The organism is Pseudomonas sp. GW821-FHT03C07 (genome assembly GCF_059420925.1).
On the sequence record NZ_JBWKUQ010000022.1, the window covers coordinates 75,792 to 101,343 of the forward strand.

Consider the following 25,552-nt stretch of genomic DNA (forward strand, 5'->3'; position numbering starts at 1 on the left):
GTCGTAAACGCACCTTTGCGTGGCGTCCATAGGCATTTGATCGGCCTGCGACGGCCATACCATCGCATTCAAAGGGCACTGCCGTCAGGCACAGGCCTCACCGATAAGAATGGCGCACCGCCGCCGCTGGGAGAGACGCGATGTTCAGCAAGCAAGACCAGATCCAGGGTTATGACGATGCACTGATGGCGGCCATGAATGCCGAGGAGCAGCGCCAGGAAGATCACATCGAGCTGATCGCGTCGGAAAACTACACCAGCAAGCGCGTCATGCAGGCCCAGGGCAGCGGCCTGACCAACAAATACGCCGAAGGCTATCCGGGCAAACGCTACTACGGCGGCTGCGAACACGTGGACAAGGTCGAGGCCCTGGCCATCGAACGCGCCAAGCAACTGTTCGGCGCCGATTACGTCAACGTCCAGCCGCACTCCGGCTCCCAGGCCAACGCCGCGGTCTACCTGGCCCTGCTCAACGCTGGCGACACCGTGCTGGGCATGAGCCTGGCCCACGGCGGTCACCTGACCCACGGCGCCAAGGTCAGCTTCTCCGGCAAACTCTACAACGCCGTGCAGTATGGCATCGACACCACCACCGGCTTGATCGACTACGACGAAGTCGAGCGCCTGGCCGTCGAGCACAAACCGAAAATGATCATCGCCGGGTTCTCGGCCTACTCGAAAACCCTCGACTTCCCACGCTTCCGTGAAATCGCCGACAAGGTCGGTGCCTATTTCTTCGTCGACATGGCCCACGTCGCCGGCCTGGTCGCCGCCGGCCTGTACCCGAATCCGCTGCCGTATGCCGACGTGGTCACCACCACCACCCACAAGACCCTGCGCGGTCCCCGTGGCGGCCTGATCCTGGCCAAGGCCAACGAAGAGCTGGAAAAGAAATTCAACGCCGCGGTATTCCCCGGTGGCCAGGGCGGCCCGCTGATGCACGTGATCGCCGCCAAGGCCGTGAGCTTCAAGGAAGCGCTGGAGCCGAGCTTCAAGGTCTATCAGCAGCAAGTGATCGATAACGCCCAGGCGATGGCGAGCGTGTTTATCAAACGCGGCTACGATGTAGTGTCCGGCGGTACCGACAACCACCTGTTCCTGGTCAGCCTGATCCGTCAGGGCTTGACCGGTAAAGAGGCCGATGCCGCCCTGGGCCGTGCCCATATCACCGTGAACAAGAATGCCGTGCCGAATGATCCACAGTCGCCGTTCGTCACTTCCGGTCTGCGCATCGGTACCCCGGCCGTCACCAGCCGTGGTTTCAAAGTGGCCCAGTGCGTCGAACTGGCCGGCTGGATCTGCGACATCCTCGACAACCTCGGCGACGCCGATGTCGAAGCGAACGTCGCCCAGCACGTGACAGCCCTGTGCGCGGACTTCCCGGTTTATCGCTGAGAGCGGTTTTGGAGTAAATGACTATGCAACGCTATTCGGGCTTCGGCCTCTTCAAGCACTCTCTCAGCCATCACGAAAACTGGCAGAAAATGTGGCGCACGCCGACCCCGAAAAAGGTCTATGACGTGGTCATCGTCGGCGGTGGCGGGCATGGTCTGGCGACCGCCTACTACCTGGCCAAGGAGCACGGCATCACCAACGTGGCCGTGGTCGAGAAGGGCTGGCTGGGCGGCGGTAACACCGCGCGCAACACCACCATCGTACGTTCCAACTACCTGTGGGACGAGTCGGCGCACCTGTACGAACACGCGATGAAATTGTGGGAAGGCCTGTCCCAGGACCTGAACTACAACGTGATGTTCTCCCAGCGTGGCGTCTACAACCTCTGCCACACCCTGCAGGACATCCGTGATTCGGAGCGTCGGGTCAGCGCCAACCGCCTCAATGGCGTCGATGGCGAACTGCTCAACACCCAGCAGGTGGCGGACGAGATTCCGTACCTGGACTGCTCGAAGAACGCCCGTTACCCGGTGATGGGCGCCACCGTCCAGCGTCGCGGCGGCGTGGCCCGTCACGATGCCGTGGCCTGGGGCTTCGCCCGTGCGGCCGACGCCCTTGGCGTGGATCTGATCCAGCAGACCGAAGTGATCGGTTTCCGCAAGGAAAACGGCGTGTGCATCGGCGTCGAAACCAACAAGGGCTTTATCGGCGCCAAGCGCGTCGGTGTGGTCACTGCCGGTAACTCCGGGCACATGGCCAAGCTGGCCGGTTTCCGCCTGCCGATCGAATCGCATCCGCTGCAAGCACTGGTGTCCGAACCGATCAAGCCGATCATCGACAGCGTGATCATGTCCAACGCCGTGCACGGTTACATCAGCCAGTCCGACAAGGGCGACCTGGTGATCGGTGCCGGTATCGACGGCTACAACGGCTACGGCCAGCGCGGTTCGTATCCGGTGATCGAGCACACCATCCAGGCCATCGTCGAGATGTTCCCGGTGTTGTCCCGCGTGCGCATGAACCGCCAGTGGGGCGGCATCGTCGACACCACTCCGGACGCCTGCCCGATCATTTCGAAAACCCCGGTGCCGAACATGTTCTTCAACTGCGGTTGGGGCACCGGCGGCTTCAAGGCCACACCTGGTTCGGGCAACGTGTTTGCCGCGAGCCTGGCCAAGGGTGAAATGCACCCATTGGCCGCTCCCTTCTCCATCGACCGTTTCCACAACGGTGCGTTGATCGACGAACACGGTGCTGCTGCGGTCGCCCACTAACAGGAGAAATCCCTATGTTGCATATCTTCTGTCCTCATTGCGGCGAGCTGCGCTCCGAAGAGGAATTCCATGCTTCCGGCCAGGCGCATATCCCGCGTCCCCTGGACCCGGGCACCTGCACCGACGAGCAGTGGGGCGACTACATGTTCTTCCGCGACAACCCCCGTGGCCTGCACCACGAGCTGTGGGACCACGTTGCCGGTTGCCGCCAGTATTTCAACGCGACCCGCGACACCGTCACCTACGAGATTCTCGAAACCTACAAGATTGGCGAAAAGCCGCAATTCACCGCTAAAGCAGACAGTTCGAAAGTGCCCGGCGCGGCTGTGGGAGAGAAGGTATGAGCCAGGTCAATCGCCTGTCCAACGGTGGTCGGATCGACCGCAACAAAGTCTTGAGCTTCACCTTCAACGGCCAGGTCTACAAAGGCTTTGAAGGCGACACCCTGGCCGCCGCGTTGCTCGCCAACGGTGTGGATATCGTCGGCCGCAGCTTCAAGTATTCCCGCCCACGGGGCATCTTTGCCGCCGGTGCCGAAGAGCCGAACGCGGTCCTGCAGATCGGCGCCACCGAAGCAACCCAGATCCCCAACGTGCGGGCTACCCAGCAAGCGCTGTATCAGGGCCTGGTGGCCACCAGCACCAACGGCTGGCCAAGCGTCAACAACGACATGATGGGGATTCTCGGCAAGGTCGGCGGCAAGCTGATGCCGCCGGGCTTCTATTACAAGACCTTCATGTATCCGCAGTCGTTCTGGATGACCTACGAGAAGTACATCCGCAAGGCCGCCGGTCTTGGTCGCTCGCCGACCGAGAATGATCCGGACACCTACGACTACATGAACCAGCATTGCGACGTGCTGATCGTCGGTGCCGGCCCTGCCGGTCTGGCCGCCGCACTGGCTGCCGCGCGCAGCGGTGCCCGGGTGATCCTGGCCGATGAACAGGAAGAGTTCGGCGGCAGCCTGCTCGACTCCCGCGAAAGCCTCGACGGCAAGCCGGCGGCCGAGTGGATCGCCAGCGTTATCGCCGAATTGAAAAGCCTGCCGGATGTCCTGCTGTTGCCACGGGCCACCGTCAACGGCTACCACGACCACAACTTCCTGACCATTCACGAGCGCCTGACCGATCACCTCGGTGACCGTGCGCCGATTGGCCAGGTGCGTCAGCGTATCCATCGGGTCCGCGCCAAGCGCGTGGTCCTGGCTACCGGTACCCATGAGCGTCCGCTGGTCTATGGCAACAACGACGTACCGGGCAATATGCTGGCCGGTGCCGTTTCGACCTACGTTCGCCGTTACGGCGTGGCGCCGGGCAAGAAGCTGGTGCTGAGCACCAACAACGATCACGCCTACCGCGTGGCGTTGGACTGGCTCGATGCCAGCCTGCAAGTGGTCGCTATCGCCGATGCCCGCAGCAATCCGCGCGGTGCGTTGGTGGAAGAGGCGCGGGCCAAGGGGATTCGCATCCTCACCGGCAGCGCTGTGGTCGAAGCTCGTGGCAGCAAGCATGTCACCGCGGCGCGCATCGCCGCCATCGACGTCAAGGCCCATAAAGTCACCAGCCCTGGCGAATGGCTGGAGTGCGACCTGGTTGCCAGTTCCGGCGGCTACAGCCCGGTGGTCCACTTGGCCTCGCACCTGGGCGGCAAGCCGACCTGGCGTGAAGATATTCTCGGTTTTGTTCCCGGCGAAGCACCGCAGAAACGTGTGTGCGTCGGCGGTATCAACGGCGTCTACGGCTTGGCCGATGCCCTGGCCGATGGGTTTGAGGGCGGCGTTCGCGCAGCCAGCGAAGCCGGTTTCAAGGCCGTCGAAGGCGTATTGCCTAAAGCGCTGTCGCGTCTGGAAGAGCCAACCCTGGCGCTGTTCCAGGTGCCCCATGAAAAAGCTACCGCACGGGCGCCGAAGCAATTTGTCGACCTGCAGAACGACGTCACCGCCGCCGCCATCGAACTGGCGACCCGCGAGGGCTTCGAGTCGGTCGAACACGTCAAGCGCTACACCGCGCTGGGCTTCGGCACCGACCAGGGCAAGCTGGGCAACGTCAACGGCCTGGCCATTGCCGCTCGTTCGTTGAACGTGACCATCCCGCAGATGGGCACCACCATGTTCCGTCCGAACTACACGCCAGTGACTTTCGGCGCGGTCGCCGGCCGTCACTGCGGGCATATCTTCGAGCCGGTGCGCTACACCGCCTTGCAGGCCTGGCACGTGAAGCAGGGCGCCGAGTTCGAGGACGTCGGCCAGTGGAAACGGCCGTGGTACTTCCCACGCAACGGTGAAGACCTGCACGCGGCGGTCAAGCGTGAGTGCAAGGCCGTGCGCGACAGCGTCGGCCTGCTCGATGCCTCGACCCTGGGCAAGATCGACATCCAGGGCCCGGACGCGCGTGAATTCCTCAACCGCATCTACACCAACGCCTGGACCAAGCTCGATGTGGGCAAGGCCCGCTACGGCCTGATGTGCAAGGAAGACGGCATGGTCTTCGACGACGGCGTGACCGCCTGTCTGGCCGACAACCACTTCCTGATGACCACCACCACCGGCGGCGCGGCTCGCGTGCTGCAGTGGCTGGAGATCTACCACCAGACCGAATGGCCGAACATGAAGGTGTACTTCACCTCCGTGACCGACCATTGGGCAACCATGACCCTGTCCGGACCGAACAGCCGCAAGCTGCTCAGCGAAGTCACCGACATCGACCTGGACAAGGATGCGTTCCCGTTCATGACCTGGAAAGAAGGCCTGGTCGGCGGTGTTCCGGCGCGGGTGTTCCGGATTTCCTTTACCGGCGAGCTGTCCTACGAGGTCAACATCCAGGCCGACTACGCCATGGGTGTGCTGGAGAAGATCGTCGCGGCGGGCAAGCAGTACAACCTGACCCCGTACGGCACCGAGACCATGCACGTGCTGCGGGCCGAAAAGGGTTTCATCATCGTCGGCCAGGACACTGACGGCTCGATGACCCCGGACGACCTGAACATGGGCTGGTGCGTGGGCCGGACCAAGCCGTTCTCGTGGATCGGCTGGCGCGGGATGAACCGTGAAGACTGTGTGCGCGAAGAGCGCAAGCAGTTGGTCGGGCTCAAGCCGATCGATCCGACCAAGTGGCTGCCGGAAGGCGCGCAGTTGGTGTTCGACACCAAGCAGACGATCCCGATGAAGATGGTCGGTCACGTCACCTCCAGCTATGCCCACAACTCCCTTGGCTATTCGTTTGCCATGGCCGTGGTCAAGGGCGGGCTGAAGCGTATGGGCGAGCGAGTGTTCGCGCCATTGGCCGATGGCAGCGTGATCGAGGCGGAAATCGTTTCTTCGGTGTTCTTCGATCCTAAAGGGGACCGCCAGAACATCTGACGCCGTAACCCCTGTGGGAGAGGAGCTTGCCCGCGAAGAGGCCCTTGAAGCCGCCAAAAGCTTCGCGGGCAAGCTCCGCTCCCACACAGGGCCACGGTTGTTCATGAGGTGGAGTCAGGCATTGACCCACCGCCAAGACAGAATTCAACACAGGTGTTTCACATGACCACAGCCAACGTTTACCAACAACGCCCGACTTCCGGGGCCAAGGCCGAGTCGTCGTTGCACCATGCCGATCTCGCCAGCCTGGTGGGTAAAGGCCGCAAGAACGCCGGCGTGACCGTGCGGGAAAAGAAACTGCTCGGTCACCTGACCCTTCGTGGCGATGGCCATGATGCGGCCTTCGCCGCCGGCGTGCACAAGGCTCTCGGCCTGGAACTGCCAGTGGCGCTGACCGTGGTTGCCAAGGGCGAGACCAGCCTGCAATGGCTCGGCCCGGACGAGTGGCTGCTGATCGTCCCGAGTGGCGAAGAGTTCGCCGCCGAGAAGGCGTTGCGCGAAGCCCTGGGCGACCTGCATATCGCCATCGTCAATGTCAGCGGCGGCCAGCAACTGCTGGAGCTGAGCGGGCCGAAGGTCCGTGAAGTGCTGATGAAGTCCACCAGCTACGACGTGCACCCGAACAACTTTCCGGTGGGCAAGGCCGTCGGGACTGTGTTCGCCAAGTCGCAACTGATGATCCGCCATACCGCCGAAGACACCTGGGAGCTGGTGATTCGTCGCAGTTTCTCGGATTACTGGTGGTTGTGGTTGCAGGATGCAGCGGCCGAATACGGTCTCAGCGTCCAGGCCTGAGAGGTTGTTTGACCTGTAGGAGCCAGCTTGCTGGCGATGAGGCCGGTGAGCCTTGCATCGCCTGAGCGGCCGCCATCGCCAGCAAGCTGGCTCCTACAGGGTTTGGTGTCGAACACAAGGGCAAGGATTGCCTGGAGCCGCTACCAAGAGGCTCGCGATCAACCGCTGGGCGGTTGCCCCTCACGAACAGGAGTCAAGCAATGAGCCGCGCCCCCGATACATGGATTTTGACCGCCGACTGCCCCAGCGTGCTCGGCACGGTGGATGCGGTGACCCGCTACCTGTTCGAGCAGGGCTGCTACGTCACCGAGCACCATTCGTTCGATGACCGCCTCTCGGGGCGTTTCTTCATTCGCGTGGAGTTTCGCCAGCCCGAGGGTTTCGACGAACTGGCCTTCCGCGCCGGCCTGGCCCTGCGCGGTGAGACCTTCGGCATGCTGTTCGAACTGACCGCGCCGAACTACCGGCCGAAAGTGGTGATCATGGTCTCCAAGGCCGATCACTGCCTCAACGACCTGCTCTACCGCCAGCGTATCGGCCAATTGTCCATGGATGTGGCCGCCGTGGTCTCCAACCACCCGGACCTCAAGCCCCTGGCCGACTGGCACCAGATTCCCTACTACCATTTCCCGCTGGACCCGAACGACAAGCCGGGCCAGGAGCGCCAGGTCTGGCAGGTGATCGAGGAGTCCGGCGCGGAGCTGGTGATCCTTGCCCGTTACATGCAGGTGCTCTCGCCTGAGCTGTGCCGCAAGCTCGACGGCAAGGCCATCAATATCCACCACTCGTTGTTGCCTGGGTTCAAGGGTGCCAAGCCCTATCACCAGGCCTACAACAAGGGTGTGAAACTGGTGGGCGCCACCGCGCACTACATCAACAACGACCTGGACGAAGGTCCGATCATCGCCCAGGGCGTCGAGGCGGTGGACCACAGTCACTACCCTGAAGACCTGATCGCCAAGGGCCGCGATATCGAAGGGCTGACGTTGGCGCGGGCGGTGGGTTATCACATTGAGCGGCGGGTTTTCCTCAACGCCAACAGAACAGTGGTGCTCTGAAGGTCGGTCGTTTTACGACCTTCGCGGCGGTGCGGCGGTCCGACCAGCACCGCTCCCACATTAGATTTGTGTCGTACTCAGCAAGTACATACGACTCGGGACCTGTGGGAGCGGAGCTTGCCCGCGAAGAGGCCCGCAAGAACAACGCAACAACCACAAGCAGTAACCCGGGCAATCTCCCACAGTGGGCGCGGTGCCTGCCGTGACGCAATTCCCTTGTGGGAGCCGGCTTGCCGGCGATGGGGCCCGTAAGAACAACGCAACAACCACAGGCAATAACCCGAGCAATCCGCGCGTTGCCCCCTGGCGGCGCGCTGCTACATAAAAACAACAGCGAGGTGAAAGCATGTCTGGCAATCGTGGTGTGGTGTATCTCGGCAATGGCAAGGTCGAGGTGCAAAAAATCGACTATCCGAAAATGCAGGACCCACGCGGCAGGAAGATTGAGCACGGTGTCATCCTGCGCGTCGTCTCCACCAACATCTGTGGTTCGGACCAACACATGGTCCGTGGCCGTACCACCGCCCAGACCGGTCTGGTCCTGGGTCACGAAATCACGGGTGAAGTGATCGAGAAGGGCAGCGATGTCGAGAACCTGAAACTCGGCGACCTGGTCTCGGTACCGTTCAACGTGGCTTGCGGGCGCTGCCGCTCCTGCAAGGAACAACACACCGGCGTCTGCCTGACCGTCAACCCGGCCCGTGCCGGCGGTGCTTACGGTTATGTCGACATGGGCGACTGGACAGGTGGCCAGGCCGAATACGTGCTGGTGCCGTACGCCGACTTCAACCTGCTCAAGCTGCCGGATCGCGACAAGGCCATGGAGAAGATCCGCGACCTGACCTGCCTCTCCGACATCCTGCCTACCGGCTACCACGGCGCGGTCACCGCGGGCGTCGGCCCGGGCAGCACCGTGTACATCGCCGGTGCTGGTCCGGTCGGTCTCGCGGCGGCGGCTTCGGCACGCCTGCTGGGCGCAGCGGTGGTGATCATCGGTGACGTCAACCCGATCCGCCTGGCACACGCCAAGGCCCAGGGTTTCGAAATCGCCGACCTGTCCAAGGACACCCCGCTGCACGAACAGATCGCCGCGCTGTTGGGCGAGCCTGAAGTGGATTGCGCCGTCGATGCCGTAGGCTTCGAAGCCCGTGGTCACGGTCATGAAGGCGTGAAGCACGAGGCTCCGGCCACCGTGCTCAACTCGCTGATGGGCGTGGTACGGGTGGCGGGCAAGATCGGTATTCCGGGCCTGTATGTGACCGAAGACCCGGGTGCGGTAGATGCCGCCGCGAAAATCGGCAGCCTGAGCATCCGCTTCGGCCTCGGTTGGGCCAAGTCCCACAGCTTCCACACCGGCCAGACCCCGGTGATGAAGTACAACCGCCAGCTGATGCAGGCGATCATGTGGGATCGGATCAAGATCGCCGATATCGTCGGTGTCGAAGTGATCAGCCTCGACGACGCGCCGCGCGGTTACGGCGAGTTCGATGCGGGCGTGCCGAAGAAGTTCGTGATTGACCCGCACAAGCTGTTCAGTGCGGCGTAAGCAGTAAAGGGCAAGACGGAAAAAGGGCGACTTCGGTCGCCCTTTTTAATGTTGCGGTTTTTGTTTTGGCTCTGGAAAGGCAAGGTCGTTTTTTGTCCGCTCGACATTCCAGGGGGACTGCCGGTTTTTTGAAGGCTTAGAGACCGATCGCGTTGATCGCAGCCTTTTCGATGATGTCGTAAGAGATATGGACATCCTCCTTCGGATCGAAGCCCGCGAAGGCATGGATAACGATGGGGGTGTTGCTGTTGTAAGGAAGGGTGTAGCCCTGGCCCTTGAGCTTATGAGTTTCTACATGCTTGGGGGGCGGGCAGCCCATTTTCGTTGACGCATAAAGCGGTCGATTGAGGCGGTAATAACCGGCCGTTGTTTTCTCAAGATTGCTCTCGAGGCCCTCGCGCCTGAGGTAATCAGACATGTTGCAGTCGTACAACAGGCTGATTCGGGCGTTGATCCTGACCTCGAGTTGCTCTTCGTCTGGGCGTTTTTTCAGGAAAAACACAAACTTTCTATAGCCGTTTTCGAGGGGCTGATGTTCCAGGCAGGTCGCATGATCGGCGTCCGTGAGAGCAGACAGGGTGTCGATGCCTGCTTCGATGATTGCGCTGGTGAACATATCCATATTCAAGCCTCTGTGCATTGATTGAGGGGTGTTGTCCTGCACAGTCATCTTCGTCAATGTCGAGCGGGGGCCGATGAGAGATAATTATGGAAAGCACCCTCCATAACAGATCTTGAAAAAACAAAAATATGGCAAAAATAGCCAGATTTCTGCAGCCTTGCTATAGTGAGCAGGCCCTCCCAGCTTGCGAGCACATGCCATGATTGCCTTGCCTGACCTGCTTGATCTGCCCCGCCAGAATGCCTCCCAGGTGAAGAACAAGTGGGCCGACGTTGTCCGTCTGGTCCATCAGTCCGGCACTGTGGCGGTGACTAACCACTCGACTGTGGAAATGGTGCTGCTGGCCGCCGAGACCTATCAGCAACTGATCGCCGAAGTACAAGCCTACAAGGCCCGGGAGCAATCGGCCCTGGAGGAGTTGACCCAGCGTTTCGATGCCCGCCTGGAGGTTCTGCAACAGCCTGAATCTGCCGCTGGCGTGCGCTCGCTGCTGGCGGCCAAAGGCAAGCTGGGCAAGCGACCCAAGGCAGGATCCTCCTACTGATGAGTGAAGTGTTACCCAGCGAACGTCCCTACATTTTCGTCTTGGCAGGTGTCAATGGTGCCGGTAAAAGCTCGGTAGGTGGTGCGCTCCTGGCAGAATACGGGCTGGAGTGGTTCAACCCGGATAGCATGGCGCGTGAGTTGGTCGGTTCCCGGGACATTGATCCTGTTCAGGCTAATGCCCTGGCTTGGGAGTACGGTCGCTCCCGGCTGGAAACCGCGCTGCTCCAGGGGCACAACTATGCCTTCGAAACCACGCTGGGTGGTAACACGATTGCGCGTTTGCTGGCACAGTCCGCCCGGACTCATGATGTGGTGATGCTGTTTTGCGGATTGTCTTCTGCGGAGCAACATCTGCAACGGGTACGTTTTCGCGTGTCTGTCGGTGGTCACGATATTGCGGAAAAGAAGATTCGCGAGCGTTGGGTCTCCTCTCGAGCGAATCTGGTCAGCCTGATGCCACTGTTGGCGCACTTGCAAGTCTTCGATAACAGCGCCGACGCCGCGCCGGGTGAGGATATTCCAGACCCCGTGCTGATTCTGGAGATGGTGGCTGGACAGATCACTTTTCCGGATCCGGAAGATGCCGCTGCCTTGCAGGGCACACCACAATGGGCGCGGCCGTTGGTGCAGGCCGCTATTGAATACCTTGCGCAATAGTCAGTATGGAACGCCGCTGATCCTGCAGGACCACGCGGCTTTTGGGTTCAAAGCGCCGCCAGCGCCCCTTGATACAATACCGGTCCGGTCGGTTGCCCAGTCGGCGAGCCGCCCGTTGGCTCAAGGCTGACCGCCAGCACCACCGAGGTGCCGAGCAACGCCCTATGCGCTTCGCTCAACTCGACCCGCCCCTTGCCTTCCTTGGGCAGCAGTCCCAGGGACACCGGTTTGCCGCCCACCGGAATCACCCAGAGTTCCAGGCTGCGGTCGGCTTGTACCGCCGCCAGGCTCAACGGCTCCACTTGCAGATAGCCGGCATGGGTCTGGACTCGCAATGCCGGGGTTTGCGTGCCGCTGAGCAGGGTCGCGCTGGCGCTCGCCGGATCATGGTTGTAGAACACGCCCAGGGCGACCACCAGCACCAGTGAACACACCGCTGCGAGGATCCGCAGTCCGCTCCAGAACCGCCGTTTCTCAGGCAGGTGCAAGCGTTGCGGGTCGATCCGTGCGACAACGCCTTGCCAGACGCGATCCGGCACCGGCTGATCGGCCACGGACTCGGTCAGGGCCATCAGGTTTTCCTGCCATTCGGCGACCTGGGCGCGCAGTTTCGCGTCATCGCGCATCAATTCTTCGAAGCGTCGGCGCGCGGCCTTGGACATCAGGCCAATGGCATAGTCGGCGGCCAGGGCACGGCGCAGGCGGGGGTTCTGGTAGTTCATGATTCAAGGCACCTGCGCAGGCGCTCCATGCCGCGACGAATCCAGGATTTGACCGAACCCAGCGGCGCGGGCAGTTGTTTGGCCAGTTCCGCGTAGGACAAACCGTGGAAATAGGCCAGGGTGATCGACTGGCACTGCGGGCCCTCCAGGGTTTCCAGGCAACGGTTCAGGGCGCTGGCCTCGCGGGCGCTGTCGAGCAGTTCGTGGGCCGACGGGCTGTCGTCAGCCACGCTGTCTTCCTGCCCATCGGTCAGGGGCACTTCACGCAACCTGCGCAACTGATCGATGGCCAGGTTGCGGGTGATATTGACCATCCAGGTCAGCGGCGCCGAAAGGTGCGCTTCGTAGCGCGAGGCGTTGTTCCAGATGCGCACGAAGCTCTCCTGGAGGATTTCTTCGGCCAGGTCGGCACGGCCCAGGCAGCGCAAAGCCACGCCGTGCAGGCGCGGGGCGACACTGCGATACAGCGTTTCAAAAGCATGGCGGTTGCCCTGCGAGCACTGGGCCAACAGCTGCCTGAGTTGATCGGCGTCGGCGGTGGAAATGGCTGTTCTCCAGACAATCACAAGACGATGTATGGGCCGCGCGTTGCGCTCGTTACCGGCTGAGGGTAGTCCACGGCGCGCGGTTGTTCCATTCATGGGGGCCTCACGGGCTACACGGCCTTACGGATACTGTCTTGGCCATGGACCCGTCACTAGGGTCAACGCGGTCATTGTAGGAGCCAGCTTGCTGGCGATGGCGGTCAATGATGACGCGGGGTGCCTGAACCCCCCCGGCGTCCTTGAGTTCATCGCCAGCAAGCTGGCTCCTACAGGTAGAGCGGCGGTAGGGCCGGGTTCAGCTTTTAGGCAGCAGTACCTTGTCGATTACCTGGATTACGCCGTTGGATTGCATCACATCGTAAGTGGTGATATCGGCGCTGGAGCCTTTCTCATCCTTGATCACGATGTTGTGCGGGCCGTTCATCATCGCCCACAACTTGCCACCTGCGACGGTGGTCAGTTCGGTCTGGCCGCCACCGGCCTGGATGCGCTTGGCCAGTTCGGCCATATCCAGTTTCCCGGCCACCACGTGGTACGTGAGGATATGGGTCAGGGTGCCCTTGTTTTCCGGTTTGAGCAGGTTGTCGACGGTGCCGGTGGGCAGGGCGGCGAAGGCGGAGTTGACCGGGGCGAAGACAGTGAACGGACCCTTGCCCTTGAGGGTAGGCACCAGCCCGGCGGCCTTCACGGCGGCGACCAGGGTGGTGTGATCGGCGGAATTGACCGCGTTATCTACAATATCCTGGCTCGGCAGCATGCTTTGTCCGCCGACCATTACACTGTTGTGGTCCATGCTCGCCGCCTGGGCCAGGCCGCCGGACAACGCGAGGGTCAGCAGGCTGGCAATCAGGGGGGCTTTGATCGAAGTGCATTTCATGATGGAGAATCCTTGTCGGTATGAAGTCGGCCAGGAAGTTCTGTCCGTGCTTGATATACGCACGGGAGCGAGGATCGGATGCACCGGCGGTACAGTTTTTTTACAGGCGCGGTGGGAGGATTCGGCGAGCGCGGAACAAGTCCGGTTTTTTTGACTCCAACGGCAAGTGTTCAGCGCCTGTCCCTGCTGGCGGTCGGTTTTGATGACTTTCGAGGTGTTGCAATGAAGATTTCACGCGGTGTGGTACTGGCTTCGTTCCTGGCATTCGCCGCTACGCCGGTGTTCGCGGCGTTCAGCCTGAGCGATGCGGCCAATGCGGTCTCGTCCATGCAAGGCGAGCAGGGCGGCAATGCGGCGGCACCGGCAGGCGGCCTGCTCAGCGCCCTCGGGTCGCAACTGAATGTCACTCCGGAACAGGCGGTGGGTGGCACGGGTGCAATGCTGGGCTTGGCGAAGAACCGGCTCAGTGGTAACGATTATTCGCAGTTGAGCAAGAGCGTGCCGGGGCTTGACCAATTATCGAGCGGCGGTGCCCTGGCCGGCCTGGGCAGTTTGCTCGGCCAGTCGGATAACTCGTCGGCGTTGGGCAACGCGCTGGGCAATGTGCAAAACACCAGTGACCTGAACAAGGCCTTCGGCGCCCTGGGCATGGACAGCGGCATGGTCGGCCAGTTTGCCCCGGTGATTCTGCAATACCTCGGGCAGCAGGGCATCGGTGGTCCGTTGCTCAAGAGCCTGGGCGGTATCTGGGGCGCCGGTAGCTGATCAAGCATCGGGCTGGAATAAAAACGCATCGAACGGTTCGAAACTGTTCGATGCGTTTTTTTGTGGCACGGGCGCAACGCTATTTTTGCGCGGGGACGCGGTTTTGTGGGAGCCGGCTTGCCGGCGATGGCGTCCGAACAGGCATCGTGAGACTCAAGGGCCTCATCGCCGGCAAGCCGGCTCCTACAGGTGCGGGTCAACCGGGCCGGTCTGTTGGCTCGCTCTCGCTACGCAAAGCCGTAATGCGCGGATCCTTTTCGCTCCAGAGCTGGTTGACCCAATCCTGGATCCGCTGGCGAAACAGCGGATCGTTCTCGTAGTCGCCTTGCCACAGGTCCGCAGTCAACTCGCGGGTCTGGAAGTCGATGATGACCTTGGGCAGGTTGCCGCTGATCAAATCCCAGAACCCCGGAATCCGCTCTTGTGGATAAACCACGGTGACGTCGAGGATCGCGTCCAGCTGCTCACCCATGGCCGCCAGTACGAAGGCCACGCCGCCGGCCTTGGGCTTGAGCAGGTGGGTGAAGGGCGAGTCCTGCGTCTGGCGCTTGGCCGGGCTGAAGCGCGTGCCTTCCAGGTAGTTGACCACGGTCACCGGCTGGCGCTTGAACAACTCGCAGGCGGCCTGGGTGATTTCCAGGTCATGGCCCTTGAGTTCCGGGTGCTTGTCGAGAAAGGCCTTGGAATAGCGCTTCATGAACGGGTAGTCCAGCGCCCACCAGGCCAGGCCGAGGAACGGCACCCAGATCAGTTCTTTCTTGAGGAAGAACTTGAAGAACGGCGTGTGCCGGTTGAGCGTCTGGATCAGCGCCGGGATATCGACCCAGGATTGATGGTTGCAGACCACCAGGTACGAGGTGTCGCGACGCAGGCCCTCGGCACCGCGAATATCCCAGCGGGTAGGGATGCACAGGACGAAGATCAGCTTGTCGATCTCGGCCCAGGTTTCGGCGATCCACATCACTGCCGCGCTGGCGTAGTCGCGCAAGCGACCCGGCAACAACAGCTTGAGCAGGGCGAAGAGCATCAGCGGGCCGAACAGTACCAGCGTGTTGAGCAAAAGCAGGAAGGTGACGAAACTGCCGGTGAGCAGGCGGCGCATACAGGGACTCTTTCAAAGCGTGAGGGCGCGCCATGATAAAGGCGGGCGCGGGCGGACACCAAATTGCCCGGGCGAACCTGATCAGTCTGGGGTGAACACGATCCCTGTAGAAGCTGGCTTGCCAGCGATGGCGATGTCATATTCACCATCGCTATCGCCAGCAAGCTGGCTCCCACAGGTTGGAGGTGTCGGTCTGTCAGATTTGTTCATGAACCAACGCGGTAACAGCGGTCTAAAATGGCGCCCCTTGTGCGTCCACTTAAAAGGTACAGCGAAGTGAAATCCATTCTTGCCCTGTTGTCCCTCCTGGCCCTGCCGGTCATGGCGGCCGAACCGACCCTCTACGGGCGCTACGAATACATCCAGTTGCCGGAAATCGGCCAAACCTTCAAGGCCAAGATGGACACCGGTGCCTTGACCGCCTCGCTGTCGGCCAAGGACATCGAGCTGTTCAAGCGTGACGGTGAGGACTGGGTGCGTTTCCGTCTGGGCACCGCCGATGCCGACGGCAAGGTCTATGAACACAAGGTCGCGCGCATCAGCAAGATCAAGACCCGCTCCGAGGAAGACGAAGACGGCGAAGTCAGCGACTCGAGCAAGCGCCCGGTGGTGGAGCTGGAAATGTGCCTGGGCAACGTCAAGCGCAGCGTCGAGGTCAACCTGACCAACCGCAGCAGCTTCAACTACCCGCTGCTGATCGGCGCCAAGGCCTTGCGTGAATTCGGCGCGGCGGTGAACCCGGCGCGACGTTATACCGCCAATCAACCCCACTGCTGATTGACGCGGCGGCACGCGTCCGGCACCGTTGCGCGATCAACAACCGTGCTCGGACGCCATGCCCCATATCCTGATTGTCGAAGACGAAGCGGCGATTGCCGATACCCTGATCTATGCCCTGCAGGGCGAGGGGTTCACTACCACCTGGCTGAACCTGGGCGGCGCGGCGCTCGAGCACCAGCGGGCAACGCCGGCCGACCTGCTGATTCTCGATATAGGCCTGCCGGACATCAGCGGCTTCGAGGTGTGCAAGCAACTGCGGCGCTTTACCGAAGTGCCGGTGATGTTTCTCAGCGCCCGCGATGGCGAGATCGACCGCGTGGTGGGCCTGGAAATCGGCGCCGACGACTATGTGGTCAAGCCTTTCAGCCCGCGGGAAGTCGCGGCGCGGGTGCGGGCGATCCTCAAGCGCGTGGTGCCCCAGGCGCCATCGCCGGTTTCCAGCGAGCGCTTCCTGGTCGATCACGAGCGAGTACAGATCGGCTATCGCGGCCAGCCCTTGAACCTGACCCGCCACGAATTCCGCCTGTTTGCCTGCCTGCTGGAACAACCCGAACGGGTTTTCAGCCGTGAGCAGTTGCTCGATGCCCTGGGGGTGGCGGCGGATGCCGGCTACGAGCGCAATATCGACAGCCATATCAAAAGCCTGCGGGCCAAGCTGCGGGCGGTGGCCAGCGATGCCGAACCGATCCAGACCCATCGCGGCCTGGGCTACAGCTACAGCCCGGGGAACAGCTGATGCCGTTGGGGATCCGGATTTTCCTGGTGTACTTCCTCTTCGTCGGCCTGACCGGCTATTTCGTGCTGAACACGGTGATGAAGGAAATCCGCCCCGGCGTGCGTCAGTCCACCGAAGAAACCCTGGTGGACACCGCCAACCTGCTGGCGGAAATCCTCCATGACGATGTGAAGAACGGCACCCTCAGCCAGAGTCGCCTGCCCGAGGCACTCAAGGCTTACGGCCAGCGCAAGCCGGCGGCGACCATCTGGGGCCTGGAGAAGAATCAGGTCAACCACCGGATCTATGTGACCGACGCCCACGGCATCGTGTTGCTCGATTCCGCCGAGCAGGCGCTGGGGCAGGACTATTCAAACTGGAACGATGTCTACCTGACCCTGCGCGGCGAGTACGGCGCCCGCTCGACCCGTACGGTGGATGGCGACCCGAACTCTTCGGTGATGCACGTTGGTGCGCCGATCAGCGACAACGGTCAGGTCATTGGCGTGGTCACGGTGGCCAAACCCAACAGTTCGTTGCAGCCTTACGTGGACCGCACCGAGCACCGTCTGTTGATGTACGGCGCCGGGTTGATCGGCCTGGGCCTGTTGTTCGGCGCGCTGCTGTCCTGGTGGCTGAGCGCAGCGTTGCGGCGCCTGACCGCTTACGCCCAGGCGGTCAGCGAAGGTCAAAAGGCCGAGCTGCCAAGTTATCGCGGCGGCGAGCTGGCGCAGTTGGCCAACGCCGTGGAGCACATGCGCACGCAGTTGGAGGGCAAGGCCTATGTCGAGCGCTACGTGCACACCCTGACCCACGAACTGAAAAGCCCGCTGGCGGCGATTCGCGGGGCGGCGGAGTTGTTGCAGGGGGAGATGCCGGAGGCCCAGCGCGAGCGTTTTGTCGGCAATATCGACAGCGAAAGCGCGCGGATGCAGCAGTTGATCGAGCGGCTGCTGAATCTGGCATTGGTGGAGCAGCGTCAGGTGCTGGAGGAGCAGGTCGAGGTCCCCTTGGCGAGCCTGGTGGATGAGGTGTTGCAGGCCCAGGCCGCGCGGATCGAACGCGGGCGCTTGCAGGTAGAGCAGTCGATTGCGCCGGACCTGACGGTATTCGGCGAGCCGTTCCTGCTGCGTCAGGCCATCGGCAATCTGCTGGACAATGCCCTGGACTTCACGCCGCCGGAAGGGACTGTACGCTTCAAGGCCGAGCGTCAGGGCCGGCAGTTGTGCTTCAGGCTGTTCAACCAGGCCGAGGCTATCCCTGAGTATGCCCTGCCGAGATTGAGCGAGCGCTTCTACTCCTTGCCACGGCCGAGCAGCGGTCGCAAGAGCACCGGACTGGGGCTGAATTTCGTCGAGGAAGTGATGAAGTTGCACGGCGGCGAACTGCGTATCGGCAATGTGCACGGTGGCGTCGAGGTCAGCCTGACCTTTCCCTGATAAACACGGCCTCTCCACACAGTCTCCACATTCGCCCCATCAAGCCCCCACACAGGCTGCGCAGACTCTCCCCCATACCAACAGGGAGAGAACCCATGAACCGCAGTCTGGCTATAAAACTCGGGGCGATTGCCCTACTGATGCTGTTGTTGCTGATTCCCTTGATGATGATCGATGGTGTGATCACCGAGCGTCAGCGCCTGCGCGATGGTGTCCTGGAAGATATCGCCCGCAGTTCCAGCTACAGCCAGCAATTGAATGGTCCGTTGCTGGTGGTACCGTATCGCCAGACGGTTCGCGAATGGAAGACTGACGCCAAGGGCGAGCGCTACCAGCAAAGCAGCGAAGTCAGCGGGCGCCTGTATTTTTTGCCGGAGCGTTTCGAGCTCGATGGCAAGGTCCAGACCGAACTGCGCTCGCGGGGCATTTATGACGCGCGGCTGTTTCACGCCAATAACCAGATCAGCGGGAGCTTCGTGTTGCCACTGCAATTGGGCATCAGCGAAGACTTTGCCGATTACCGCTTCGACGAGCCGTACCTGGCGGTGGGTATCAGCGATATCCGCGGCATCGAAAACGCCCTGACTTTGCAGGTGGGTAGCCAGAACCTGGAGTTCCGGCCCGGGACCCAGGTCAGTTGGCTGGGTGACGGTGTGCATGTGAACTTGCCACGTGTCGATGGTCGCCAAGAGCAACGCCTCGACTTTGCCTTCAATCTGGCGCTGCAGGGCACGGGTCAGTTGCAGGTGCTGCCGGTGGGCAAGACCAGCAATATCCATTTGAGCGCCGATTGGCCACACCCGAGCTTTATCGGCAACTACCTGCCGGTCAAGCGGGAAGTCACCGACCAGGGTTTCAGTGCCCAGTGGCAGACCTCGTTCTTCTCCACCAACCTGCGCGAAGCCCTGAACAATTGCCTACAGACCAGCGACTGCGACGGCTTCAAGGCCCGCAGCTTTGGCGTGAGTTTTATCGAACCGGTGGACCAGTACCTCAAGTCCGACCGGGCGATCAAATATGCGCTGCTGTTTATCGCCCTGACCTTTGCCGGTTTCTTCCTCTTCGAAGTGCTCAAGCGCCTGGCGGTACACCCGGTCCAGTACGCCCTGGTCGGGGTGGCGTTGGCTTTCTTCTATCTGCTGTTGCTGTCGCTGTCCGAGCACCTTGGGTTTGGTCTGGCGTATCTGTTGTCGGCCGGGGCCTGTGTCGGGTTGATTGGCTTTTATGTTTGTCATGTGTTGCGCAGTTTGGTCCATGGCCTGGGTTTTGGTATCGGCCTGGCCGCCTTGTATGGCTTGCTCTACGGGCTGCTCAGCGCCGAGGACTATGCGTTGCTGATGGGCTCGTTGCTGCTGTTCTGCCTGCTCGGGGTGTTTATGGTGCTGACCCGCAAACTCGATTGGTATGGGATCGGCCAGGGCAAACCCGCCGAGGCGCTGAACGTTGATCGCGGGGCCGCCCATGAGTAGGTCGCTGGGATTACGCGAGGATCAGCGATGGGGCGCGGAATTGGCCCGTTTGCTGGCCAGTCAGTCAAGACCGAACACGGTCGTTGTGGGTGCGGTGCTTGTCGGATCGCCGCACCGCCGCGAAGAGGCCCGCGAGACCGCTGAAAGCTTCGCGGGCACGCCTCGTTTCAGATTACCTGACGCTTTGTCTTGAAGGCCTCACCAGCGGTCATCCGTGGCGACGGCCCAGCAGCCCGTGCAGGGAGAGGGCCGCCGGAATCCCCAGCCCCAGCCAGCTCAGCGCGTCCCAGGCGCCATCGCCCAGCAGCGCGGCGAACAGGCCGGCGGCGCTGAGCAGGGCGATCAGCGCGGGAATACCGAAGACCTTCCGGATATTCGATGAGTGCGGTTTCATCGGGCGCCCTCGGTTTTCAGGGCGCTCCGCCGGCGCACCCACCACAGGTACACGCCGCTGCCGAGCACGATGATGGTCAAGCCATCCAGCACGGCCCAGAGCACCTTCATCGGCAGGCCGCCGTAATCGCCGAAATGCAGCGGTTGCGACATGCCCATGGCATCCATGTACCAGGGGCGCTGGCCCACGGCGGTGACTTGCAGGGTACTGGCGTCGATCAGCACCGGGGTCAGCAGGTGCGAGGTGAGATGGGTGCTGCCTTTCATAAAGACCGCGTAGTGGTGCGCGCTGGAAAAGCGTGTACCGGGGAAGGCGGTGAAGTCCGGGCGCATGCCGGGGGCGGCTTCGGCGGCGATTTCCAGCAGGTGCGTGGCCGGGGCGAGTTCGGTCAGCGGCGGGGCGTTGCGGTAGGGCGCGACCATGGCGCCGAGGGTGTCGGTGCGCCAGGCGGCGATCAGCAGATCGGCACAGGCGCTGATGACCCCGGTGATACCCACCACCAGGCACCAGGTCAGGGTCACGATGCCGATCAGGTTGTGCCGGTCGAGCCAGCGCAGGCGGGTGGATTTATCCCGGCGCACGCTGGCGAACTTCCGCCGGCGCATGAACGGCAGGTAGAGCACCACGCCGGAGACGATCGCCAGTACGAACAGTACGCCCATGAAGGCCAACAGCAGTTTGCCGGGGAGCCCGGCGAACATATCCACGTGCAGGCGCAGCAGGACCATCATCAGTCCGCCATTGGCCGAGGGCAGTGCCACGGCCTGGCCGCTGCGGGCGTCGAGCATGAAGGTGTGGGAGGCGTTGGGTTCGGTGCCAGCGGTTTGCGCCATGATGGTGGTCACGCCATTGGGCTCGTCCTCGTCCCAGCCGAAATACTGCATGACCTCGCCCGGGCGATGGGCCTCGGCGGCGCGGACCAGTTGCTGCAGGTCCAGGCGCGGGGTGTCGACGGGCAGGGTGGGCAGCTCGGCGGCGTCGCCCAGCAAGTAGTCGATTTCGTGGTGGAAGATCAACGGCAGGCCGGTCAGTGCCAGCATCAGCAGGAACAGGCTGCAGATCAGGCTGGTCCAGGTGTGGACAAAGGACCAGCGACGGATGGTTTGGCTTTTCATGGTTTGCCACAGTCTGGATGGGGGCCGCTATAGAAAAGGGGCTTGCCTCAAGGTTGTTCAGCTAAGCAAGTGGGACATGGGAAACGCCGCAAAATCTGTGGGAGCCGGCTTGCTGGCGATAGCGTCCGAATGGGCGCTGCAAGGCTCAGGGGCCTCATCGCCAGCACGCCGGCGCCTACAGGTCCGCGGTGTTTCAGGTGGCCCGCGTGATCAAGGCGTGCGCGGGTGCGGTTACCACTTGTAGTTCACGCTGGCGGCCACGCTGCGTTCGTCGCCGTAGTAGCACCAGTAGCCGTCGCAGGTGGCGAGGTAGTCCTTGTTGAACAGGTTCTTGGCGTCCACGGCCAGAGAAGCTCCCTTGAGGCTTTGGCCCAGGCGACCGAGGTCGTAGTGCACCGAGGCGTCATAGATGGTGTAGGCGCCGACATGGCCCAGAGCGGTGTTGCTCTGATTGCCATAGGTGTCACCCACATAACGAACCCCCGCGCCGACGCCAAAGCCGTCCAGTACCCCGGCATGCCAGGTGTAGTCGCCACGCAAGGTCGCCTGGTTGCGAGGAATCTGCGGTACGCGGTTGCCCTTGTCGTCACCGTTGAGGATTTTGGTCTCGGTGTAGCTGTAAGCGCTCACCAGCTTCAGGTTGTCGGTGACGTCGGCGGTGGCTTCCAGTTCCAGGCCCTGGGCCTTGATTTCTCCGATCTGGCTGGTGATGCTGTTCTCGGTGATCGAGACGTTCTTCTGACGCAGGTCGTACACGGCGGCGGTCAGCAGGGTCCTGCTGCCGGGTGGCTGATACTTGATCCCGGTCTCGTATTGGCGACCCTGGGTTGGCTTGAGCGAGCGGGTGGCGCTGACGTTGGCACCGGCGGCCGGCTGGAAGGACTCGGTATAGGAAATGTAGGGCGTAATGCCGTTGTCGAAGACGTAGCTCAGGCCGGCATTGCCGCTGAAGGCGCTGTCGCGCTGGGTGCTGGTGACACCATTGTTATTGTTGAAGGTGGTGCCGGTATGGACCCAGTCCTCCCGTCCGCCGAGGGTCAGGCGCCATTGGTCGAGGCTGATCTGGTCCTGGGCGTAGAGGCCGGTCTGGTCGGTCTTCTGGTTGTAGTTGTATAGGTCGAAGTACTGGATATTGGAGAAATTCTGGCCGTAGATGGGCCGGATGACATTGGTGCCCGGCGCCGTACCGTACTGCCAGCGGTAGTCGGTGTCGGAGCGTTGGTGATCCAGGCCTAGCAACAGCGTATGGGTCAGAGCAGCGGTCTGGAAGTCGGCCTGGAAGTTGTTGTCCACGGCGATCTGGGCGATGTCTTCGTTGACGATACCGGCGGAGCGGCCGATGTTGCCGTCGGCGTCGACCGCGTTGGCGCCGCTGGCCACGGTCAGGCCCTGGAAGTGCAGTTCGCTCTTGGTGTAGCGCAGGTTCTGCTTGAACTGCCAGATATCGTTCAGGCGATGATCGAAGGCATAGCCGAGGGCGTAATAGGTGCGGTGGTAGAACTCCCAGTTCGGGTCTCCCAGGTCCTTGCTGTGGGAGATCGGGCCAAAGGGCGAGTCGATTTTTGTTCCTTGCAGGGGCAGGAACTGCCCGGTGATGCCGGTGTTGTCGTGGGTGTACTGGGAAATCAGGGTCAGGTGGGTATCGTCGTCGATATTCCAGGTCAGGCTCGGCGCAATGTTGTAGCGCTCGTCCGGGATATGCTCGGTGGCCGAGCCGCTGTCGCGCACGACACCGCTGACACGGTAGAGAAAGCGGCCTTCGTCATCGATTTTTCCGCTGCTGTCGAAGTTGATCTGCTTGTGGTCGTTGTTGCCGGCCTGCAGTTCGATCTCGTGTGTGCTTTCTGCCTGCGGGCGGCGGCTGAGCATGTCGAGCATGCCACCGGGAGGCGTCTGGCCGTAGACCGAGGACGCCGGGCCGCGCAGTACGGTGATGCGCTCCAGGTTCCAGGGCTCGACTTTCGGGTTGGCGTAGGAGCCTTTGGGCAGGGGCAGGCCATCGAGGAACTGCGTCGGGTCGAAGCCGCGAATCCGCAGCCAGTCGGCCCGGGAGTCGGAACCATAACCGCTGCTGGTGACGCCGGCGGCATAACGCAGCGCGTCGTTGAGGTTGAGCACGCTGCGGTCGTCCATCTGCTGGCGGGTGATCACCGACAGGGAGCGTGGGACTTCGACGATCGGCGTATCGGTCTTGGTGCCGGCGGCGGTGCGCATGGCGGTATAGCCTTCGACCGGGCCCCAGGCGCTTTCAGCAATGCCCTGGCCAGTGATAGTGGTTTCCGGTAAGGCCACGACGCCGCTCGGGATCGCGATCAGGGTGTAGGTCCCGGCGCTGCTCTGGAGCAATTGCAGACCGGTACCGCCGAGAGCGGTGTGCAGGGCGGTGATGGCATCGAACTGGCCTTTGACCGGTGCCGAAGTCTTGCCCGAGGCCAGCGCCGGGTCGAGGCTGAGGGCCAGGCCCGCCTGGCTGGCGATCTGGCTCAGGGTTGAACCCAGCGGCCCGGCCGGCAGGTTGTAGGCATGCACGTTGGAAGTCTGTTCGGCCGCGACCAGCGTCGGGCTGAGCAGTGGGGCGCCAAGGGCAATGGCGACGGCGAGGAGACTGGGGCGCAGCCAGGTATCGAGCGAGCGGGACATAGGGCGGGTTCCTGAATGGAAAAATTTCTCAATGCCTATGGGCCGGACGAAACGCTGGAAGTGATAGGGCTGATTGAAAATAATTTAGATTCACATCGGTGGCAGGGGCGAACACCGACCTTGTAGGCGCCGGCTTGCTGGCGATGGCGTCCGCGAATACACCGCAGGACTCAAGGGCCTCATCGCCAGCAAGCCGGCTCCTACAAGGTGGGGACGTATTCCAAGGCGTATCAGGGCTTGGTGTCGGCCTTGGCCTGCACCGTCACCCACCACTGGGTATGCCGTGCGATCTGTACCGGCAAGGTCGGCAGCAACGCGGTTAGCGCCAGATTGGTATCGTGCAGCGGGAAACTGCCAGTGATCCGCAGGTTGGCGACTTTCGGGTCGACGCCCAGATGACCAGGGCGGTAGCGACCCAATTCCTCGAGCATGTCGGCCAGGCGGACGTTGTCCACCACCAGCATGCCCCGGGTCCAGGCATCGGCACCGGGGGTGAGGGCCTGCAGCGGACCCAGGCCGTCGCGGCGCATCAGCACTTGCTGGCCTTCATGCAGGATCTGTTCGTCGGCAGCGGCCTGCGGATGAGCGGCCACCGCCGATTGCAGGACGCTCAAGAGCGTGCCGTCGTCCTCGCGCTTGACCAGGAAACGTGTACCCAGCGCGCGCATGCGTCCTTCATCGGTTTCGACGATAAACGGCCGGGTATCGTTATGCCCGGTTTCGATCAGGATTTCGCCATCGCGCAGGACAATGCGCCGAGTCTTCTCATCGAAACGTACATCCAGCGCACTGTGGGTATTGAGCTGGATCAGCGTGCCGTCGACCAGGTGCAGGGTGCGTTGCTCACCGGTGGCGGTGCGCTGGTCGGCCAGCCAGTAATCGATGGGCAGATAACGGTGGCCGAGGAACAGTGCCAGACCGCAGGCCAGCATCACACTGGCCAGGCCACTGCCGAGTTTGCGCAGCCGCTGTCGAACGCTGTCGTGGGATTTCAACAGGGCACCGCGTGCCGGGCCGCTGGTGCCGCTGAAGCGTTGGTCGAGTATGCCCAATTGCGACCAGGCGCGGGCGTGTTCTTCATGGGCCGCATGCCATTTCTCGAACTCGGCCTGTTCCACCGTGTTGTGCCCACCGGCGTCCAGGCACAACTGCCAGGCAATCGCGGCATCGAGGACGCGGGTGGACACCGGCCTGGCGCTGAATGGGGTCATGTCGGCTCGCCGTACAGCGCGATATAGCACTGGCGAATGCCCTGGGCCAGGTACTGGCGCACCCGGGGCACGGAAACCCCGAGCTTTTCGGCGATCTCGGCATGACCGAGGCCGTCCAGGCGACTGTAGAGGAACGCGCCGCGGGCTTTGCTTGAGAGCTTGCCGAGCAGCTGGTCGATGGCTCGCAGGTCTTCGAGGATCAGGTGTTGTTCTTCCGGGGACGGTTGTTCGCCTTCCGGGATCCGCACCAGTTCTCTGAGGTAGGCCTGTTCCAGCGCGGCGCGGCGGAAGTGATCGAACAGAAGGCCCTTGGCAATGGACACCAGGAAGGCCCGGGGTTGTCGTGGGGTGTTCAGTTCGTCGCGACCCAGCAGGCGGACGAAGGTGTCCTGGCTCAGGTCTTCGGCCCGCTGCGGGCAGGCAATGTTGCGGCGCAGCCAAGCCAATAGCCAGCTGCGATGGTCGCGATACAACGCGCCGACAAGGGCATGATGGGGGCTTCGGACTGACGACAACGGACATCACCGA

Annotated in this window: 24 protein-coding genes; 14 read left to right on the forward strand and 10 right to left on the reverse strand. The window is 62.3% G+C overall.

The features are described from left to right. Window positions 1-140 precede the first annotated feature (140 nt). From glyA to fdhA, 7 genes are all read left to right on the forward strand, one after another. Complete coding sequence (gene glyA / locus AC07VG_RS28810; protein ID WP_495004032.1) at window positions 141-1,394, forward strand: serine hydroxymethyltransferase; 1,254 nt, start codon at window positions 141-143, stop codon at window positions 1,392-1,394. A gap of 23 nt (window positions 1,395-1,417) precedes the next feature. Further along, complete coding sequence (locus AC07VG_RS28815; RefSeq protein ID WP_103498195.1) at window positions 1,418-2,668, forward strand: sarcosine oxidase subunit beta; 1,251 nt, start codon at window positions 1,418-1,420, stop codon at window positions 2,666-2,668. 14 nt (window positions 2,669-2,682) lie between these two features. After that, the gene (locus AC07VG_RS28820) at window positions 2,683-3,012 is read left to right on the forward strand and encodes a sarcosine oxidase subunit delta (RefSeq protein WP_495004033.1); all 330 of its coding nucleotides are present in this window, start codon (window positions 2,683-2,685) and stop codon (window positions 3,010-3,012) included. Continuing rightward, the gene (locus AC07VG_RS28825) at window positions 3,009-6,026 is read left to right on the forward strand and encodes a sarcosine oxidase subunit alpha (RefSeq protein ID WP_495004034.1); all 3,018 of its coding nucleotides are present in this window, start codon (window positions 3,009-3,011) and stop codon (window positions 6,024-6,026) included. The genes AC07VG_RS28820 and AC07VG_RS28825 overlap by 4 nt, the downstream gene beginning before the upstream one ends. A gap of 162 nt (window positions 6,027-6,188) precedes the next feature. Next, on the forward strand, window positions 6,189-6,821 hold the full coding sequence (locus AC07VG_RS28830; protein ID WP_495003333.1) for a sarcosine oxidase subunit gamma: 633 nt from the start codon (window positions 6,189-6,191) through the stop codon (window positions 6,819-6,821). A gap of 200 nt (window positions 6,822-7,021) precedes the next feature. Then, entirely contained in the window at window positions 7,022-7,879 is an 858-nt protein-coding gene (gene purU / locus AC07VG_RS28835) for a formyltetrahydrofolate deformylase (protein ID WP_495003334.1), read from the forward strand. Between the two features lie 346 nt (window positions 7,880-8,225). Further along, complete coding sequence (fdhA, locus tag AC07VG_RS28840; protein ID WP_495003335.1) at window positions 8,226-9,425, forward strand: formaldehyde dehydrogenase, glutathione-independent; 1,200 nt, start codon at window positions 8,226-8,228, stop codon at window positions 9,423-9,425. Between the two features lie 136 nt (window positions 9,426-9,561). Here the strand turns inward: fdhA and AC07VG_RS28845 are convergent, their stop codons facing one another. Continuing rightward, on the reverse strand, window positions 9,562-10,047 hold the full coding sequence (locus AC07VG_RS28845; RefSeq protein WP_495022302.1) for an ecotin family protein: 486 nt from the start codon (window positions 10,045-10,047) through the stop codon (window positions 9,562-9,564). A 199-nt stretch (window positions 10,048-10,246) separates the two neighbouring features. Here AC07VG_RS28845 and AC07VG_RS28850 point away from each other — a divergent pair, with 199 nt between their 5' ends. Next, on the forward strand, window positions 10,247-10,591 hold the full coding sequence (locus tag AC07VG_RS28850; RefSeq protein WP_191489568.1) for a type II toxin-antitoxin system Phd/YefM family antitoxin: 345 nt from the start codon (window positions 10,247-10,249) through the stop codon (window positions 10,589-10,591). Beyond that, complete coding sequence (locus tag AC07VG_RS28855; protein WP_495003337.1) at window positions 10,591-11,250, forward strand: ATPase; 660 nt, start codon at window positions 10,591-10,593, stop codon at window positions 11,248-11,250. The genes AC07VG_RS28850 and AC07VG_RS28855 overlap by 1 nt, the downstream gene beginning before the upstream one ends. Before the next feature lie 47 nt (window positions 11,251-11,297). On the opposite strand, the gene AC07VG_RS28860 is transcribed toward AC07VG_RS28855, so the two are convergent. The 3 genes from AC07VG_RS28860 to AC07VG_RS28870 form a co-directional block, all read right to left on the reverse strand. Then, on the reverse strand, window positions 11,298-11,972 hold the full coding sequence (locus AC07VG_RS28860; RefSeq protein ID WP_495022303.1) for an anti-sigma factor: 675 nt from the start codon (window positions 11,970-11,972) through the stop codon (window positions 11,298-11,300). Next, window positions 11,969-12,613, reverse strand: coding sequence for a sigma-70 family RNA polymerase sigma factor (locus AC07VG_RS28865; protein WP_495022304.1), 645 nt, complete (start codon window positions 12,611-12,613; stop codon window positions 11,969-11,971). The genes AC07VG_RS28860 and AC07VG_RS28865 overlap by 4 nt, the downstream gene beginning before the upstream one ends. A 199-nt stretch (window positions 12,614-12,812) precedes the next feature. Continuing rightward, the gene (locus tag AC07VG_RS28870; RefSeq protein ID WP_495022305.1) at window positions 12,813-13,394 is read right to left on the reverse strand and encodes a fasciclin domain-containing protein; all 582 of its coding nucleotides are present in this window, start codon (window positions 13,392-13,394) and stop codon (window positions 12,813-12,815) included. Between the two features lie 222 nt (window positions 13,395-13,616). Between AC07VG_RS28870 and AC07VG_RS28875 the strand changes: the two genes are divergently transcribed. Next, entirely contained in the window at window positions 13,617-14,159 is a 543-nt protein-coding gene (locus tag AC07VG_RS28875; RefSeq protein WP_495003341.1) for a DUF2780 domain-containing protein, read from the forward strand. Window positions 14,160-14,355: 196 nt separating this feature from the next. On the opposite strand, the gene yihG is transcribed toward AC07VG_RS28875, so the two are convergent. Further along, window positions 14,356-15,261: a 1-acylglycerol-3-phosphate O-acyltransferase, YihG family gene (yihG, locus tag AC07VG_RS28880; RefSeq protein ID WP_495003342.1), complete on the reverse strand. Its 906-nt coding sequence runs from the start codon at window positions 15,259-15,261 to the stop codon at window positions 14,356-14,358. A gap of 276 nt (window positions 15,262-15,537) precedes the next feature. On the opposite strand from yihG, the gene rloA2 reads away from it, so the two are divergent. The 4 genes from rloA2 (at window position 15,538) to creD (ending at window position 19,664) form a co-directional block, all read left to right on the forward strand. After that, complete coding sequence (gene rloA2, locus AC07VG_RS28885; RefSeq protein ID WP_495003343.1) at window positions 15,538-16,038, forward strand: retropepsin-like aspartic peptidase RloA2; 501 nt, start codon at window positions 15,538-15,540, stop codon at window positions 16,036-16,038. A gap of 58 nt (window positions 16,039-16,096) precedes the next feature. After that, the gene (creB, locus tag AC07VG_RS28890; protein ID WP_495003344.1) at window positions 16,097-16,777 is read left to right on the forward strand and encodes a two-component system response regulator CreB; all 681 of its coding nucleotides are present in this window, start codon (window positions 16,097-16,099) and stop codon (window positions 16,775-16,777) included. Then, window positions 16,777-18,195 carry a two-component system sensor histidine kinase CreC gene (creC, locus tag AC07VG_RS28895; protein WP_495022306.1) on the forward strand — a complete coding sequence of 473 codons (1,419 nt, stop codon included), beginning with the start codon at window positions 16,777-16,779 and terminating at the stop codon, window positions 18,193-18,195. Before creB ends, creC begins: the two co-directional genes overlap by 1 nt. Before the next feature lie 95 nt (window positions 18,196-18,290). Next, window positions 18,291-19,664, forward strand: a complete 1,374-nt coding sequence (gene creD, locus AC07VG_RS28900) for a cell envelope integrity protein CreD (protein WP_495022307.1) — start codon at window positions 18,291-18,293, stop codon at window positions 19,662-19,664. 208 nt (window positions 19,665-19,872) lie between these two features. On the opposite strand, the gene AC07VG_RS28905 is transcribed toward creD, so the two are convergent. The 5 genes from AC07VG_RS28905 to AC07VG_RS28925 all read right to left on the reverse strand — a co-directional run bounded on the left by AC07VG_RS28905 (window position 19,873) and on the right by AC07VG_RS28925 (window position 25,539). Then, window positions 19,873-20,058 (reverse strand): hypothetical protein, encoded by a 186-nt coding sequence (locus AC07VG_RS28905; RefSeq protein WP_495003347.1) that lies wholly within the window; start codon window positions 20,056-20,058, stop codon window positions 19,873-19,875. Next, on the reverse strand, window positions 20,055-21,173 hold the full coding sequence (locus tag AC07VG_RS28910; RefSeq protein WP_495003348.1) for a PepSY-associated TM helix domain-containing protein: 1,119 nt from the start codon (window positions 21,171-21,173) through the stop codon (window positions 20,055-20,057). The genes AC07VG_RS28905 and AC07VG_RS28910 overlap by 4 nt, the downstream gene beginning before the upstream one ends. A gap of 231 nt (window positions 21,174-21,404) precedes the next feature. Next, window positions 21,405-23,813, reverse strand: coding sequence for a TonB-dependent siderophore receptor (locus tag AC07VG_RS28915; RefSeq protein ID WP_495003349.1), 2,409 nt, complete (start codon window positions 23,811-23,813; stop codon window positions 21,405-21,407). 230 nt (window positions 23,814-24,043) lie between these two features. After that, entirely contained in the window at window positions 24,044-25,024 is a 981-nt protein-coding gene (locus AC07VG_RS28920; protein WP_495003350.1) for a FecR family protein, read from the reverse strand. After that, on the reverse strand, window positions 25,021-25,539 hold the full coding sequence (locus AC07VG_RS28925) for an RNA polymerase sigma factor (protein ID WP_495003351.1): 519 nt from the start codon (window positions 25,537-25,539) through the stop codon (window positions 25,021-25,023). The genes AC07VG_RS28920 and AC07VG_RS28925 overlap by 4 nt, the downstream gene beginning before the upstream one ends. Window positions 25,540-25,552 lie beyond the last annotated feature (13 nt).